General features: G+C 63.3%; 12 protein-coding genes. 4 read left to right on the top strand and 8 right to left on the bottom strand.

Translation table 11 applies throughout. The features are described 5' to 3' along the window. Positions 1 to 29 precede the first annotated feature (29 nt). The gene (gene clpA, locus XI06_RS14280; RefSeq protein ID WP_237861605.1) at positions 30 to 2,438 is read right to left on the bottom strand and encodes an ATP-dependent Clp protease ATP-binding subunit ClpA; all 2,409 of its coding nucleotides are present in this window, start codon (positions 2,436 to 2,438) and stop codon (positions 30 to 32) included. Positions 2,439 to 2,730: 292 nt separating this feature from the next. Further along, positions 2,731 to 3,063 (bottom strand): ATP-dependent Clp protease adapter ClpS, encoded by a 333-nt coding sequence (clpS, locus tag XI06_RS14275; protein WP_027530069.1) that lies wholly within the window; start codon positions 3,061 to 3,063, stop codon positions 2,731 to 2,733. A gap of 470 nt (positions 3,064 to 3,533) precedes the next feature. Here clpS and XI06_RS14270 point away from each other — a divergent pair, with 470 nt between their 5' ends. Next, on the top strand, positions 3,534 to 4,883 hold the full coding sequence (locus XI06_RS14270) for a vWA domain-containing protein (protein WP_271605633.1): 1,350 nt from the start codon (positions 3,534 to 3,536) through the stop codon (positions 4,881 to 4,883). Between the two features lie 71 nt (positions 4,884 to 4,954). Here the strand turns inward: XI06_RS14270 and XI06_RS14265 are convergent, their stop codons facing one another. After that, positions 4,955 to 5,293, bottom strand: a complete 339-nt coding sequence (locus XI06_RS14265; protein WP_237861604.1) for a phasin family protein — start codon at positions 5,291 to 5,293, stop codon at positions 4,955 to 4,957. 387 nt (positions 5,294 to 5,680) lie between these two features. Here XI06_RS14265 and XI06_RS14260 point away from each other — a divergent pair, with 387 nt between their 5' ends. Continuing rightward, entirely contained in the window at positions 5,681 to 7,477 is a 1,797-nt protein-coding gene (locus XI06_RS14260; RefSeq protein ID WP_237873352.1) for a serine hydrolase, read from the top strand. Between the two features lie 226 nt (positions 7,478 to 7,703). Here XI06_RS14260 and XI06_RS14255 read toward each other — a convergent pair whose 3' ends face one another. Continuing rightward, positions 7,704 to 8,429: a DnaJ domain-containing protein gene (locus XI06_RS14255; protein ID WP_237873351.1), complete on the bottom strand. Its 726-nt coding sequence runs from the start codon at positions 8,427 to 8,429 to the stop codon at positions 7,704 to 7,706. A 180-nt stretch (positions 8,430 to 8,609) separates the two neighbouring features. Here XI06_RS14255 and tehA point away from each other — a divergent pair, with 180 nt between their 5' ends. Further along, on the top strand, positions 8,610 to 9,602 hold the full coding sequence (gene tehA / locus XI06_RS14250; RefSeq protein WP_237873349.1) for a dicarboxylate transporter/tellurite-resistance protein TehA: 993 nt from the start codon (positions 8,610 to 8,612) through the stop codon (positions 9,600 to 9,602). A gap of 4 nt (positions 9,603 to 9,606) precedes the next feature. Here the strand turns inward: tehA and XI06_RS14245 are convergent, their stop codons facing one another. The 3 genes from XI06_RS14245 to XI06_RS14235 all read right to left on the bottom strand — a co-directional run bounded on the left by XI06_RS14245 (position 9,607) and on the right by XI06_RS14235 (position 12,614). Next, complete coding sequence (locus XI06_RS14245) at positions 9,607 to 10,362, bottom strand: VWA domain-containing protein (RefSeq protein WP_237873347.1); 756 nt, start codon at positions 10,360 to 10,362, stop codon at positions 9,607 to 9,609. Positions 10,363 to 10,487: 125 nt separating this feature from the next. Then, complete coding sequence (locus tag XI06_RS14240; protein ID WP_237861599.1) at positions 10,488 to 11,348, bottom strand: alpha/beta fold hydrolase; 861 nt, start codon at positions 11,346 to 11,348, stop codon at positions 10,488 to 10,490. Between the two features lie 342 nt (positions 11,349 to 11,690). Continuing rightward, positions 11,691 to 12,614, bottom strand: a complete 924-nt coding sequence (locus XI06_RS14235; RefSeq protein WP_237861598.1) for a division plane positioning ATPase MipZ — start codon at positions 12,612 to 12,614, stop codon at positions 11,691 to 11,693. 273 nt (positions 12,615 to 12,887) lie between these two features. Here XI06_RS14235 and panC point away from each other — a divergent pair, with 273 nt between their 5' ends. Then, positions 12,888 to 13,739 (top strand): pantoate--beta-alanine ligase, encoded by an 852-nt coding sequence (panC, locus tag XI06_RS14230; protein WP_271605632.1) that lies wholly within the window; start codon positions 12,888 to 12,890, stop codon positions 13,737 to 13,739. Positions 13,740 to 13,822: 83 nt separating this feature from the next. Here panC and XI06_RS14225 read toward each other — a convergent pair whose 3' ends face one another. After that, the gene (locus XI06_RS14225; RefSeq protein ID WP_237861595.1) at positions 13,823 to 14,263 is read right to left on the bottom strand and encodes a DUF1489 family protein; all 441 of its coding nucleotides are present in this window, start codon (positions 14,261 to 14,263) and stop codon (positions 13,823 to 13,825) included. Between the last annotated feature and the right edge of the window lie 141 nt (positions 14,264 to 14,404).

The raw sequence follows: 14,404 nt of genomic DNA, 5'->3' as shown, positions 1-14,404 counted from the left end.
GCCGGCCTTTTCGATTCATGATACGCCGATCAAGCCTTGACCAGCGGGCCCTTCGAGGTCGGTCCCTTGGAGCCGCCGGGGCCGCCCGGCTTGTTGGGCTTGCCCGGCGGACGCTTGCGGGCGGGCAGTTTTTCCTGCTTCGGGGTGACCGGACCCTCGACGAACTCGAAGCCGATCTTTTCCTTGGTCTCGTCGGCCTCGTCCTTGACCAGGACGACGCGAACGTGGCCACCGCCCTTGAGCTTGCCGAACAGCACCTCGTCGGCCAGCGGCTTCTTGATGTGCTCCTGGATGACGCGAGCCATCGGCCGCGCACCCATCTGCTCGTCATAGCCGTGCTGGACCAGCCAGGCCTTGGCGGGCTCGGACAGCTCGATGGTGACGTCGCGGTCGCCGAGCTGCGCCTCGAGCTGAAGCACGAACTTCTCGACCACGGTGCCGATCACCTCGACGCTGAGATGGCCGAACGAGACGATGGCATCGAGACGGTTGCGGAATTCCGGCGCGAACTGCCGGTTGATCGCCTCGTGATCGTCGCCTTCCCGCTTCGAGCGCGTGAAGCCGAAGGCCTGCTTGGCGAGATCCGAAGCGCCCGCGTTCGTTGTCATGATCAGGATCACGTTACGGAAGTTGACCTGCTTGCCGTTGTGGTCGGTGAGCCGGCCGTGATCCATGATCTGGAGCAGCACGTTGTAGAGGTCGGGATGCGCCTTCTCGATTTCGTCGAGCAGCACCACGCAATGCGGATGCTGGTCGACGCCGTCGGTCAGCAGACCGCCCTGGTCGAAACCGACATAGCCGGGAGGCGCGCCGATCAGACGCGACACAGTATGCCGCTCCATGTATTCGGACATGTCGAAGCGCAACAGCTCGACGCCAAGCGACGCCGCGAGTTGCTTGGCAACTTCGGTCTTGCCGACGCCGGTCGGACCCGAGAACAGGTAGCAGCCGATCGGCTTCTCCGGCTCGCGCAGGCCCGCGCGTGCGAGCTTGATCGAGGCGGCGAGCGACTCGATCGCCTTGTCCTGGCCGAACACGGTGCGCTTCAGCGTCTGCTCGAGATGCTTGAGCACCTCGGCATCGTCCTTCGACACGCTCTTCGGCGGGATCCGCGCCATCGAGGCGATCGTGGTTTCGATCTCCTTGATGCCGATGGTCTTCTTGCGCTTGTTCTCGGCGACCAGCATCTGCGCCGCACCGGACTCGTCGATCACGTCGATCGCCTTGTCGGGCAGCTTGCGGTCGTGGATGTAGCGCGAGGACAGCTGCACCGCAGCCTCGATCGCCTCATTGGTGTACTTCAGCCGATGGTAGTCCTCGAAATACGGCTTGAGGCCCTTGAGGATTGCGATGGCGTCCTCGACGGTCGGCTCGTTGATGTCGATCTTCTGAAAGCGCCGCACCAGCGCGCGGTCCTTCTCAAAGTGCTGGCGGTATTCCTTGTAGGTGGTCGAGCCCATGCAGCGGATCGTGCCCGAGGCAAGCGCCGGCTTGAGCAGGTTTGAAGCGTCCATGGCCCCGCCCGACGTCGCGCCCGCACCGATCACGGTGTGGATCTCGTCGATGAACAGGATGGCGTTGGGATGCGCCTCGAGCTCCTTCAGGACCTGCTTCAGGCGCTCCTCGAAGTCACCACGATACCGCGTGCCCGCGAGCAGCGTGCCCATGTCGAGCGAGAACACGGTCGCAGCGGCCAGAACCTCCGGCACCTCGCTGTCGACGATGCGCTTGGCGAGGCCCTCCGCGATCGCGGTCTTGCCGACGCCGGCCTCGCCCACGAACAGCGGATTGTTCTTCTGCCGGCGGCACAGCACCTGGATCGCGCGGTTGATCTCGGAATTGCGTCCGATCACCGGGTCGATCTTGCCGTCGCGCGCCTTCTTGTTGAGGTTGACGCAATAGGTCTCGAGCGCCTCGCCCTTCTTCTTGGCGTCCTCGCTGCCCTTGGTCTCGGTCTCCTCGTCGACGCCGCGCACGGGCCGCGCCTCGGAGACGCCCGGCCGCTTGGCAATGCCGTGGCTGATGTAGTTGACGGCGTCGTAGCGCGTCATGTCCTGCTCCTGCAGGAAGTACGCGGCATGGCTCTCGCGCTCGGCGAAGATCGCGATCAGCACATTCGCACCGGTCACCTCTTCGCGACCGGAGGACTGCACATGGATCACCGCACGCTGGATCACGCGCTGGAAGCCGGCGGTCGGCTTGGCATCGTCGGCGCCATCCGTCACCAGATTCTCGAATTCGGTCTCAAGATAGTTGACAAGGCTCGTGCGCAACTTGTCGAGATCAACGCTGCAGGCCCGCATGACTGCGGCCGCGTCGGAATCATCGATCAGGGAAAGCAGGAGATGCTCGAGCGTCGCGTATTGGTGATGACGCTCGTTGGCGATCGCCAGTGCACGATGCAGGGATTGTTCAAGGCTTTGGGAAAAAGTCGGCATTCGCGTCCTCTATGGCCCCCACCATCATGATCGCCATCGCCCGGTCAGGCAACAACAACCTTTGTCACATATAGTTATACAAGATCGCGGCAAAAGACCGGTTCCGCGACTCTACGGGCATTACGCACCCACCGCATTCTCGATGCAAAACCCGTTCCGATTTAGGCAAAACTACCCATTTGGGCAGGACAGGCGCCGGCGCTGAGTCGGCCGGATCACGCCGCAGCATGCGCTGACGTCACACACCGCACGAACAGAACCGATCTAAAGAACACTGGATTCGAACGCGCGGTTACTTCTTTTCCATCACGCATTGCAGGGGATGCTGGTGCTTGCGGGCGAAATCCATCACCTGCGTGACCTTGGTCTCGGCAATCTCGTAGGTAAACACACCGCACTCGCCGATCCCGTGATGATGGACATGCAGCATGATCTTGGTCGCGGCCTCGACGTCCTTCTGGAAGAACTTTTCCAGCACATGGACCACGAATTCCATCGGCGTGTAATCGTCGTTCAGGATCAGCACACGATAGAGGTTCGGCCGCTTGGTCTTGGGCTTGACCTTGGTAATGACAGACGTGTTCGGACCCGCCGGGCCACCGGAACGGTTCTCGTCGTTGCTCATCCGGGGAGCATGGGCGGCGGCAGCCGCGGACAGGTCGAGTCTGGAAGTCAATTGCAGCATGGCTCAGGCGTTCAAATTCCCCACGGAAGCGTCTGACGGTCCGCCGCGCCGCCCACACGCGTGGGTCTCGCGCCGGCGCGCCGCCTCGTCGGATCGCCGCTTCCAACCGGTCCGGCCGAGCCGGATCGATTGCAGGCAATATGGGCCCGCCCCCGGCTCGCCGCAAGCATGCAAAGGCTCAGCCGATGCGACCGCGGCGCCCCGATTCCCGGTCCGGGCGATCCTGCGCAAGGTTAGTCAATCCGGACCGGTTTGACAAAAACTTCCAGCCGGCCTGCTCAGAACATGCTGATCAGGAACCTGACCGCGACGCTTTGGCTCGGCCATTCCTCCGGGTTTCTACGGTCTGATTTACCCCTCGTTCAACGCTGTGGCGCGAAATCCGGCAAACCACACATGTCGGGGTTGTCATGTTGCGCCTGCCCGTTGTCAGCCGCCTTGGACGGCAGCTCGCCCGTTTCGCCCGGGCTGAGCAAGGCAATTATGCCGTGATCTTTGCCATAGCGCTCGTTCCGGTCCTGAGCTTCGTCGGTGCGGCGGTCGACTACAGCCGCGCGGTCAAAGCCCGCACCTCGATGCAGGCAGCGCTCGACTCTGCCGCCCTCATGCTCTCCAAGGACCTGTCGTCCGGCGCCATCGCCACATCGCAGATCAGCACGAAGGCCACGACCTATTTCAACGCGCTGTTCACCGACAAGTCCGCGCTGCCGAGCGTCACGGTCACCGCGACCTATACCGCGAGCACATCCGCGGGTTCGACCATCCAGCTCACTGGTGACGGCAATTTCACGACCACCTTCATGAAGATCGCCGGCTTCCCGAAGCTTGGCATCAATGCCTCAAGCGCCTGGGGAACGATGCGGATGCGCGTGGCGATGGTGCTCGACAATACGGGATCCATGGCCGACGCCGGCAAGATGCCGGCAATGCAGACCGCCGCGAAGAACCTGATCGATCAGCTCAGCGCGCTCGCCAAGGCCGACGGCGACATCTACATCTCGATCGTCCCGTTCGCCAAGGACGTCAATGTCGGCGCCGACAATTACAGCAAGTACTGGATAGATTTCACCGACTGGGATGCCGCGAACGGGAGCTGCAGCAGCTCGCGCTATACGAACCAATCTTCATGCGTGAACAACAGCAAGACCTGGACACCGGCCAATCACAATACGTGGACCGGGTGCGTGGTGGACCGCGACCAGGACTATGACATCAAGAACACGACGCCGACGAACGGCAATTCCGCGACGCTCTTTCCGGCCGACCAATATTCCTATTGCACCACGGGCAGCTCAGCCTATCTGCAGCCGATCGTGCCGCTGAGCTACAACTGGTCCTCGCTCAAGACGGTGATCGACAACATGAAGCCGACCGGCAACACCAACCAGGGCATTGGTCTCGCCTGGGGCTGGATGACATTGTCGACGGGCGATCCCACGAATGCGCCCGCCAAGGATTTGAACTATACCTACAAGGACGCCATCGTCCTGCTGTCCGACGGGCTCAACACGCAGAACCGCTGGTACAGCAACGCCTCGCAGATCGACGCGCGGCAGAAGAAGCTGTGCGACAACGCCAAGGCCGCGAACATCACGATCTACACGGTGCAGGTCAATACCGGCGGCGATCCGACCTCAGGCGTGCTGCAATATTGCGCCAGCAGCAGCGACAAGTTCTACCTGGTCCGCTCGGCAAGCCAGACCGTCTCGGTGTTCCAGAGCATCGGCACGTCGCTGTCGAAGCTGCGCGTGGCACGCTGACCAGAGCCTTGCGCAAACGAAAAAAGCCCGGCTGATGCAGCCGGGCTTTGTGATTTCATCAGTTCAGAAACTTACTGGGCCGCCGGGGTGAACTTCGACACGACCGTCTCAACCGGCTTGAACGCCTGCTTGGCGAGGTCGCTGTAGAGGCCGGCGATCTTCTGCGATTCCGCGACGAAGGTCTCGTAGGCGGAACGGGCGAAATCGGTCTGGGCTTCGAGCGCCTTGTCCAGCGACTTCACGCCGGAAAGCTTCTCGACGAACGACTTGGTGTCTTCGAACGACTTCTTGGTGTAGTCGCCATACGCGCTGGCGATCGCCTGGAGGCCGTGCTGCACCGAGCTCGCGGAGGCAACGCAGGTCTCGAAATGCTCTTTCCCGTAGTTCTGAAAGTCTTCAACCTTGAACATCTTGGAATCCTTTTCCCTGGCTCGCGTCCGGAAGCCCCGGCTCCCTGACTCTGCCCACAAATAGTGCAACGCACAAAAAAGTCAAGAATCTTGTGCGACGCACAAAATTCGGCGCAAGTTGCGGAAATTCCCGGGCTTTCCCGCAAGGTTTTCTTAAGCTTTTGGAAACCGCGGCACCCTACCCTGATTCCCTGGACGTGTTCACTTCCGCAGGCGGCCAAAAGCCGTTTGAGAACATCACCTTAGCCAGAACAGCGGCTCAGGCCCAACGTCCCCCGCAGTGAACACCAGCGGAGGGACAGCCTGAGCAGGTAATGATCCCGGGTCCGCAGGGCACAATTTCGCCTCACGAGCCGGTGATCAAGTCACAAACGGGGACGGGGTTCCATGCTTCGTAGCAACTGGTCTTCCTCGCGCTTGGCGCGGGTTGGCGTTTTCGGGCTTCTCACGGTCACCACAGCCGTCATCTTCACGACCGATGCAGCCGACGCACGGCGCTACCGGCGGCACTATGCGCACCACCGGGTGCATCACGAGGCCTCCGAGAGCTACAGTCCGCAATTCGCGTCGATCATCGTCGACGGGAATTCCGGTGCGGTGCTGCAATCGACCAGCCCCGATGGCATTCGCCATCCGGCTTCGCTCACCAAGATCATGACGCTCTATCTGCTGTTCGAGCGTCTGGAGTCCGGCAAGATGAAGCTCGACACCGAGATGCCGGTGTCGCAGCACGCCGCCGACCAGGATCCGACCAAGCTGAACCTGCGTGCCGGCCAGACCATCCGCGTCGAGGACGCGATCAAGGGCCTCGTCACCCGCTCGGCCAATGACGCCGCTGTCGTGATCGCTGAAGCGATCGGCGGCGACGAGGACGATTTCGCCGCGATGATGACGCGCAAGGCGCGCGCACTCGGCATGTCCAGGACAGTTTACCGCAACGCCAATGGCCTACCCAACGACGAGCAGGTGACCACTGCGCGCGACCAGGCGACGCTCGGCCGCGCCATCCAGGAGCGCTTCCCGCGCTACTATCGCTACTTCTCGACCACCTCGTTCACCTGGCGTGGCGAGCAGATCCGCAACCACAATCACCTGCTCGGCAGCGTCGAGGGCGTCGACGGCATCAAGACCGGTTACACCCGCGCCTCCGGCTTCAATCTCGTGACGTCGATGCGCCGTGGCAACCGCCACCTCATCGGCGTGGTGCTCGGCGGCCGCAGCGGCGGCTCGCGCGACGCCATCATGCGCAATCTGCTCGCCGAGAACCTCGAGAAGGGCGCAACCACCCACACGGTTGCCGCAGTGACCGAGCGCAACGGTGCCGATGCCAGCAGCGACGTCGCCGATGCATCGGAGACCCCGGCTCGGCCCGTTCCGCCGGTCCAGGTCGCAGCCGCTCCTGCTCCCGAGGCCCCCGCGCCGCGTCCGGCCTCCCGCCTCGCCACGCTTGCAGCCGCGACCGCAGCGATGCCGCCGGCTCAACCCAAGCCTGAAGCCAGGCCCACCGAGTCCAAGATCGAGCCCGCACCTCTCACCAATGGCGTGATCTCAAGCCAGCCGCTTGCCCTCATTCCGGGTTCGTCCGAGCCGATGAAGCCGGTCCGGGTGAAGACGGTTCAAGTCAAGGCCGGCGCAGTCAAGGTGGCCTCCGCCGCCCCGACACAGGTCGCCCCGCAGGTCACCAACACGATTCCGGCCCGCGGTGAGATCGCCGAGACGTCCGGCGCCGTCGTCGCCAGGGCCGACATGGTCAACAAGCCGGAGCCCGCCCGAGCCGAACTGCCGCAGCAACCTGCTGGCTTCGGCACTGGCAACGGCGTTCTCGGCGTGCTGCCGGCCGCCACCGCTGCGGCGCCCGCACCGGTTGCCAAGCTTGCCTCCGCCGATCCGTCCCCGCAGCCGATCCAAATGAGCGCCACCAAGCCGGCCATCACCCATAGCGGCTGGATCGTGCAGGTCGGCGCGCTCGAGAGCGAGAGCGAGGCCCAGCAGCGCATCGAAGCCGCTCGCAGCTCGGCCCGCGGTCTACTCAGCAGGGCCGATCCGTTCACCGAGCCGGTCGTCGCGAGGGACAATCGCAAGCTCTACCGCGCCCGCTTTGCCGGGCTCGAGCGGGACCAGGCCGAGGCGGTGTGCAAGACGCTGAAGCGCGCCGACATCTCCTGCATGACCGTCCGCAACTAATCTCTCAGATCCTTCCAAGCCAAAATGCCCGCGCCTTGCGCGGGCATTTTTGTTTTTGAGGACGCGGTGGCGCTGCAGGCTGTTCCGCGACAACCTCTCGTCAAGAATTTACGGTTAAAACTTTGCTCAAGGGATCGACCACGCCGACAATGGCGGGCATCGGGGCGACGGCAAACAGAGCAAGCGGAACTCACGCGGTACGGGCGTTTGTGGCGTGGTGCCGGAGTTAGCCGTTATGCGTACGAAGCAGAGTATCCTTGGCCTCGTTTACCCGGGCAGCGAGGTACGTCGAGCCCCCCTGGTCGGGATGCAGTTTCTTCATGAGGGATTTGTGCGCCCGGCTGATGTCGTCGCGCCCCGCTCCCGGCTGCAAGCCAAGGATCTGATAGGCTTCCTCCGCCGTCATTTTGCCGCTCGCCGCCGCGCGGCGCTGCCCCCCTGCCGCGTCGCCCTGCGCGTTCTGACGCCAGGCGGGAAACCGGCGGTCCAGATAGCTTTCAAGTAAGGCCACGCTCTCGGCATCGAACGCCGGGACCATCGCCAGCAAACTTGCAAGATCGAACTCTTCAAGACCGCGCCCGGCGTGAGGCCCGGCGACGATCTGGCCCGAGAGCTCGCCGGAATCATGATCGAGCCGCATATCCAGGAATTGTGATCGCACGCGCGAGGTCTGACCGGATGAGCGCGATGCGCCACCCCTGAACAGGCCCCGGACATTGCCAAAGCCTGCATTCGCGAGCGGCGTCCAGCCGAGCAAACCAGCCCCGAATAGTCCGAGCGGGATCGCCACCGCCAGTTCGCCCCGCAGGCCGGTGAAGGCGGCCACTGCGAGCGCCACCACGCCGCCCCCGACCTTGATGGCGCGCGCAAGCACGGCCGGATTGGCGGCGCGGAACATCTGGAGCAGCAGATAGAGCGTGATAACGGCGACGAGGCCGGCGATCAGAGTCATGGTGGGAATATAGTCGCCCTCTTGTCAAAAAGCATGATGTCCTTCCCTCCGTCCACGTTCGGACGGTGACAAAAGCTGTTCTGTTGCCATAAGCAGTTGCCCCCATCATTCCGGCGCACTCGGAAGCAGCGAAGGTCGCATCACCACCCAGGAAATGATGAGGGGGCTTTGGGGAAGACGATGAGCGAGGGATTCAAGCCACCGATCGTGCCGGCCGCCTTCTTCGGTATCGTCCTGGGCCTTGCGGGTCTCGGCAATGCATGGCGTGCCGCACACCAGGTTTGGCAGTTGCCGGCGATCATCGGCGAAATCATTCTCGCCGTCGCCTCGATCGTCTGGGCGGTTCTGATTGGGCTGTTCGTGCTGCGCTGGATTTTTGCACGCGCCGAGTCGGTCAGTGAAGCGCATCACCCGGTCCAGTGCTGCTTCATCGGCCTCGCCGGCGTCTCCACCATGCTGATCGCGCTCGCTGCTGCGCCCTATTCGCACCATGCCGCCATGATCCTGTTCGGGCTCGGCGGAGCGTTTACGCTCGGTTTCGCACTGTGGCGGACGGGACTGCTGTGGCGCGGCAACCGCGATCACACCGCGACAACGCCGGTCCTCTATTTGCCAACCGTTGCGGGCGGCTTCGTCACCGCCGGCGTCTCAGCGGCGCTGGGCTACCCCGACTGGGGGCAGCTCGCCTTCGGCGTGGCGCTGTTCTCCTGGTTCGCAATCGAATCCGTGCTGCTGCACCGTCTCTATACCGTCGAGACGCTTCCCGTCGCGCTGCGTCCGACGCTCGGCATTCAACTTGCGCCGCCCGTGGTCGGCGCGGTCGCCTATCTCGCAATCAATGGCGGTGTCCCGGACATGTTCGCGCATATCCTCATCGGCTATGGGCTGATGATGGCGCTCCTGCTGCTTCGATTGTTGCCCTGGATCATGGAGCAACCGTTCTCGGTGTCCTATTGGAGCTTCACCTTCGGCGCCACCGCGCTTGCGATCGCGCCAATCCGCGTGGTCGGGCACGGCGACACCGGCGCGATCGCTCTGCTCGCGCCTTATCTGTTCGCGGCCGCCAACCTCGTGGTCGGACTAATCATGCTCGGCACGCTGCGCCTGATCGTGCAGGGACGCCTGCTGCCGCCCGTTGCGGCTTCGTCTCCGACGCAGGCCGCGCCGGCGTGAGGCGTTACTTCATTTGTCCGATCAGTTGCGCGGCGCCACTCGCCGTCTTAGCCAGTCTCAGCAATGCCTCGCGGCCTCCAGCTGCGTAGGCCGCAGCGGCCCTCAACAGCTCGCGCAGCTGTGCCGCCGCGCCCGGATCGAACCGGCACCAGGCACCGCCGGTCAGACGCGCAATCTCGCGAAACGCCTGTTCGGCGACTGCATCATGGCCTTCCTGAAACAGGAACACCGGCACCTTCAGCATGCCGAGCTCGCCGGCCTTGGCGCAGAGCGCGTCGACCTTCTCCTCCATTGCGTCGCCGACGAAGACGACAGCACGCACACCTGATGTAACCGCCTCGCGCCGCGCGTCGGTCAGCACTCTGCCGATCTGGGTGTCGCCGCCGCGACAATCGATCTTGCTCATCAGCGTCGCCAGCTTGCTGCTGTCGGAAATCCAGCCCGTCGCGCGGCATTCATTGTAGCCGCGATAGTAGACCAGTCGGATGTCGAGGCTGCCAAGCGCAGCAGCCTCGCGAAACATGTCGGCCTGAAGCGCGCAGGCCATGTCCCAGGTCGGCTGCCGGCTCATCGTCGCATCCAGTGCGAAGATCAAGCGGCCCTTCGCACCCGGTGCATGCGGAGACAATGCCCGCGCCTTGGCAACGAAGGCGGCGACATCCTCGGAGGTCGAGCTCTTTGCCTGCGGCAGCACGCCGTCGCTCTCGGCTCGCGCCGACACGGCATCGCTCTGGCGGGGTTTGGTGGGGTCGTCGGGCATCCATCGTCACATCGGGTCTCAGGCCACCAATGTGGATGGCGTGCCCTGCCCGGTCAATGTGCAAAGCCTCCGCAGGCGGGAGCCGGCGGAGGCTTTGAGACTTGTTTCGATCAGCTCTTCTCGGATTAGCTCTTGGCGGGCGCCATCAGAGCCACCGGACCCGGCTCCAGGATCTTGGGCGGAGCCGAACGGGTGTCGACCGGCGCAATTGCGCTGTCGGTGTCGCTCAAGAATTTATCAAGCATGCCCTGGATCGAGTTCTTGGCGTCGTCCGGACCTGTGTCGCGCATGTCGTTGTGCTGGAAGTCGGTCTTCACGACCTGGATACCGGCCTTCTCGCACTCCTCGTCGGTCGGGAGCACGCCCGGATCAGTCTTGAACTGCGGATCGTGAGAGCGGAACGAAAGAATCTTGAATTTACCAGCGGTGACGAAGGGCACGCGGAGATTGTCCAGCGTCACGACCTTCTTGACCTCGTCCGGATATTGCTTGGCGAAATACATAGTGATGTCGCCGCCCATGGAATGGCCAACCATCGTCACCCTGGTGTAGTCAGCGTTGGGCTGAACCTTCTTCATCTCCTGCATCGCCAGATGGATATTGGCGACGCCGCGCAGAATCTGCGGCAGGCGGCCGACATAGAGCTCGCCAGGCTTGGTCACCATCGGCGGATCGGTCGGCAAATCATGCTGCGGGCTTACGACCAGGTAGCCACGCGCAGCGAAGATGTTGGCGAGAAAGCCGTACTCGGTGTTCTTGACGGTGTTGCCGTGATTGATCACCGCAACCGGAAGCGTGATCATGCCGGCATTCGCCTGCATTTCCTTGTCGCGACGGATCGCGATGTCGACAGGCACGGGACGATTATCGCGCGAAGGGTCGTAGAAGGTGATGGTCTCGTGCTTGATGGCCCACTTGCTCGCCGTGAAATAGGCGACACTGAAGAGGGCTCCCACACAAACCAGAACGGCAATTCCACGCTTCATTTTCGTCCTCAGCCTCAGGCCGTGCGACCTGATCCCTGTTGAAAACCGTGTTTCTTCCGGAGCTCTTCGGCCCCTGGTCGCCTATTCCCCAATATATGTCACAGGCGCGTGACAGGAAGGCCAAATATTGTGAACTGACAGCCCTTTCATTGTGCGATGCACACGTTTGGTGGGCACCGCGTTCTGATACCGCTACCTCCGGGTACAGATGACCATCCGACGCAACCCGTCACGATCGGGTTCAATTTCACGGTGAATGCCCGGTGAAAACAACTGCAGGCGACATCCGTTCCGGCGGGAACCGGCTGTCATGATCGACCGGGAAGTAACAGCGTACCGTGCCTAGGCGCCGAGGATGTCGTGGACCTCGAGCGGCTTGTCCACCTGGCTGAACCACTCGGCGCGATTTGCCGCACGGCGGCGGCCGCGCTCGTCGAGCGGCAGCTTGAGCTGGCGCAGCAGGCTCGTCACCTCCTCCCGCGCGGTGAGATGGCCAAGATTGGGCCGCATCCCGAGCGTGGCCTCGTCGATCTCGTCGAGTGCCGTGAGGCCACGCGGGAAGAACTCGCGATAGACGACACGTTCGGCGAAGCCATCGACGTAGCGGAAGCCGAGCCGCAGCGATAAGTCCTTCAGCCCATCGGCGACGAGCTGCTTGTTGCGAGAGCCGAGCATCGACAGGCGATTGCGCACCACGATCCAGTCGGTGGTCGAGCCGTCGAGTTGACGACGCTTGCGCCTGACATCGCGCACCATTTCGGCGTAATGGCTTTCTCCCGTTACCGCGTAATTGGTGGGATCGACGGTACCGAGCACGTCGAAATCGAGGAAGCTGTCGTTGATCGGCGTGACCAGCGTGTCCGCCATCGAATGGGCCAGCCGCATCAAATAGCTGTCGGTGCCGGGCGTATCGATGACGATGAAGTCGAAACTGCTCTCGACCGCCGAGACCGCCTCCATGAACTGCTGGAACTCGGAATTCTCGTTCTCGGCGATCAGCATGGTTTCGCCGAGCTTGATGCAGCGATGCACCGGCAACTCGAGGTCGAGCTTGGTGCGGCGCGCCCAGGCAGAACGGTTGTTGATGTAGCGGGTGAAGCTTTGCTGGCGGCAGTCGAGGTCGATGGTGGCGACGCGCTGACCAGCCTTCAGGAGCGCAACCGCGATGTGCAGGGCGGTGGTCGATTTGCCGGAGCCGCCCTTCTCATTGCCGAGCACAACGACGTGCGCCGAGCCGGATTGGCTTTGGCTAGCCTGCACAAGCATGGCGATCCTCAACACCCCTTAAACAATATCTTCGAGTTGGCCGCGTCTGCGGTCAAGTGAAATGCGTGACAGGATAACGAAATCACAGTGCGATGATGGTCATCATGAATCGCGTCGCGGCCTTTCGTCTGTGATCCAGCCCACAACGACGCGACATCCTCGCTGCAGGGAATGCTGTGCCCGATGTCGATGCATGGCGTCCACGACCGGCGCTTGTTAAGGTTAGCCGGCTGCGCGGCTGGCGGCGCCCACCCCCAACCATCCCGAGTTCTGATGTCACCAAGCCCCCTGATCACCCGCACGGTGCCCGTCCTGCGACGCGCCGTCGACAATCTTCGCAAGCGAAAGGCCACGGTCGCGCTGGTGCCGACCATGGGGGCGCTCCATGACGGGCATGTGTCGCTGGTGCGCCTCGCCAAGCGGCGCGCGAGCCGCGTCGTCGTGTCGATCTTCGTGAACCCGACCCAGTTTTCGCCATCAGAGGATCTCGGCGCCTATCCGCGGACCTGGAAATCCGACATCGCCAAGCTTGCGGCCGAGGATGTCGACATCGTCTGGCACCCCGGCGTCGAGGCGATGTATCCGGAGGGCTTTGCGACGCGTATCGTCCCGGAGGGGCCGGCACTGGCCGGGCTCGAAGACCGCTTCCGCCCGCACTTCTTCGGCGGCGTCGCCACCGTCGTCGGCAAGCTGTTCACACAATGCCGGCCTGACGTCGCGATCTTCGGCGAGAAGGACTTTCAACAATTGCGCGTGGTGACGCAGATGACGCGCGACCTCGACCTCGGCGTGAAGGTGATCGGCTCCCGTACCGTCCGAGAGCGCGACGGGCTCGCGATGTCCTCCCGCAACGTCTATCTCTCGCCTACGGAACGCCAGACCGCCACGGTGCTCTATCGGGCCATGACCGACAGCGCCGGACGGATCCGGGCCGGCGAAGCCATCGCGAGCGCGATGGCGCGCGGCGCCGAGATGGTCGCGACGGCCGGCTTTGCGCTCGACTATTTCGAGCTCCGCCATGCCGAGACGCTGGCGCCCGTCACCTCGCGCAAGGACGGGCCGCTGCGGATTCTGGTCGCCGCCAGGCTCGGCACGACGCGGTTGATCGACAATATCGCGGTTTGAAGCGCGATGACGGCATCGCGCTTCAGGTTATTGTTGGAGCATGATCTTTCCGGAAAACCGCCGCGCACTTTTCCGGATCATGCTCAGAGCAATCCGAGATCGCGCAGTTCGCGCCGCATCGGCTCAGGCATCGCCGCGATGGTGCCTGCGGCCGACTTGCCGAGATCGGGCGGCACGGAATCGTCGGTGAGATAACGCCAGCCCTGGAACGGGCGCATCGGTCGCGGCGACACCGAGACCACCTTCGGCTGCATCACGATCCGGCAGCGTCCGATGCCGTCCTTGTCGCGGAATGGCTCGATGCCGATGATCTTTTCACGCGCGGCGATCTCGCCCTTGATGACCCAATAGAGCGATCCGCCGGCGAGAATTTCGGCGTCGCGCTTCGGCACCATGCGGGTGATATGGATGTGGTGTTGCGGCAGGCCCTTTTTCTTGGCCGTCTGCATCCGTTCGGCGACCCACCCCTTCAATTCCTTGACGGAGTCGCAGCCGACGGCAAGCTTGATCAGATGGAGTGGCATGACCCAGCATTAGCGGGCCATGCCCGGGTTTTCAAAGCCGAACTAGTCGTTATCCGCAGCCGCGGGAGCCGCGCCCGGCGGCGGTGCGAGCGGAACCGGTGCGGCGGCCGGTGCTCGCGCGGCCTTCGGCGCGGGCGGCCT

The sequence above is a fragment of the Bradyrhizobium sp. CCBAU 11434 genome (genome assembly GCF_028128895.1).
Classification (GTDB): Bacteria; Pseudomonadota; Alphaproteobacteria; order Rhizobiales; family Xanthobacteraceae; genus Bradyrhizobium; species Bradyrhizobium zhengyangense.
This window is presented reverse-complemented; position numbering and strand designations above follow the sequence as displayed.

What these genes read in the sequence shown, in the direction of transcription:
- panC (WP_271605632.1), top strand. Translation starts at nt 12,888, where the DNA reads ATGTCACCAAGCCCCCTGATCACCCGCACGGTGCCCGTCCTGCGACGC.
- XI06_RS14270 (WP_271605633.1), top strand. Translation starts at nt 3,534, where the DNA reads ATGTTGCGCCTGCCCGTTGTCAGCCGCCTTGGACGGCAGCTCGCCCGT.
- XI06_RS14265 (WP_237861604.1), bottom strand. Translation starts at nt 5,293, where the DNA reads ATGTTCAAGGTTGAAGACTTTCAGAACTACGGGAAAGAGCATTTCGAG.
- XI06_RS14245 (WP_237873347.1), bottom strand. Translation starts at nt 10,362, where the DNA reads ATGCCCGACGACCCCACCAAACCCCGCCAGAGCGATGCCGTGTCGGCG.
- clpA (WP_237861605.1), bottom strand. Translation starts at nt 2,438, where the DNA reads ATGCCGACTTTTTCCCAAAGCCTTGAACAATCCCTGCATCGTGCACTG.
- tehA (WP_237873349.1), top strand. Translation starts at nt 8,610, where the DNA reads ATGAGCGAGGGATTCAAGCCACCGATCGTGCCGGCCGCCTTCTTCGGT.
- XI06_RS14240 (WP_237861599.1), bottom strand. Translation starts at nt 11,348, where the DNA reads ATGAAGCGTGGAATTGCCGTTCTGGTTTGTGTGGGAGCCCTCTTCAGT.
- clpS (WP_027530069.1), bottom strand. Translation starts at nt 3,063, where the DNA reads ATGAGCAACGACGAGAACCGTTCCGGTGGCCCGGCGGGTCCGAACACG.
- XI06_RS14260 (WP_237873352.1), top strand. Translation starts at nt 5,681, where the DNA reads ATGCTTCGTAGCAACTGGTCTTCCTCGCGCTTGGCGCGGGTTGGCGTT.
- XI06_RS14225 (WP_237861595.1), bottom strand. Translation starts at nt 14,263, where the DNA reads ATGCCACTCCATCTGATCAAGCTTGCCGTCGGCTGCGACTCCGTCAAG.
- XI06_RS14255 (WP_237873351.1), bottom strand. Translation starts at nt 8,429, where the DNA reads ATGACTCTGATCGCCGGCCTCGTCGCCGTTATCACGCTCTATCTGCTG.
- XI06_RS14235 (WP_237861598.1), bottom strand. Translation starts at nt 12,614, where the DNA reads ATGCTTGTGCAGGCTAGCCAAAGCCAATCCGGCTCGGCGCACGTCGTT.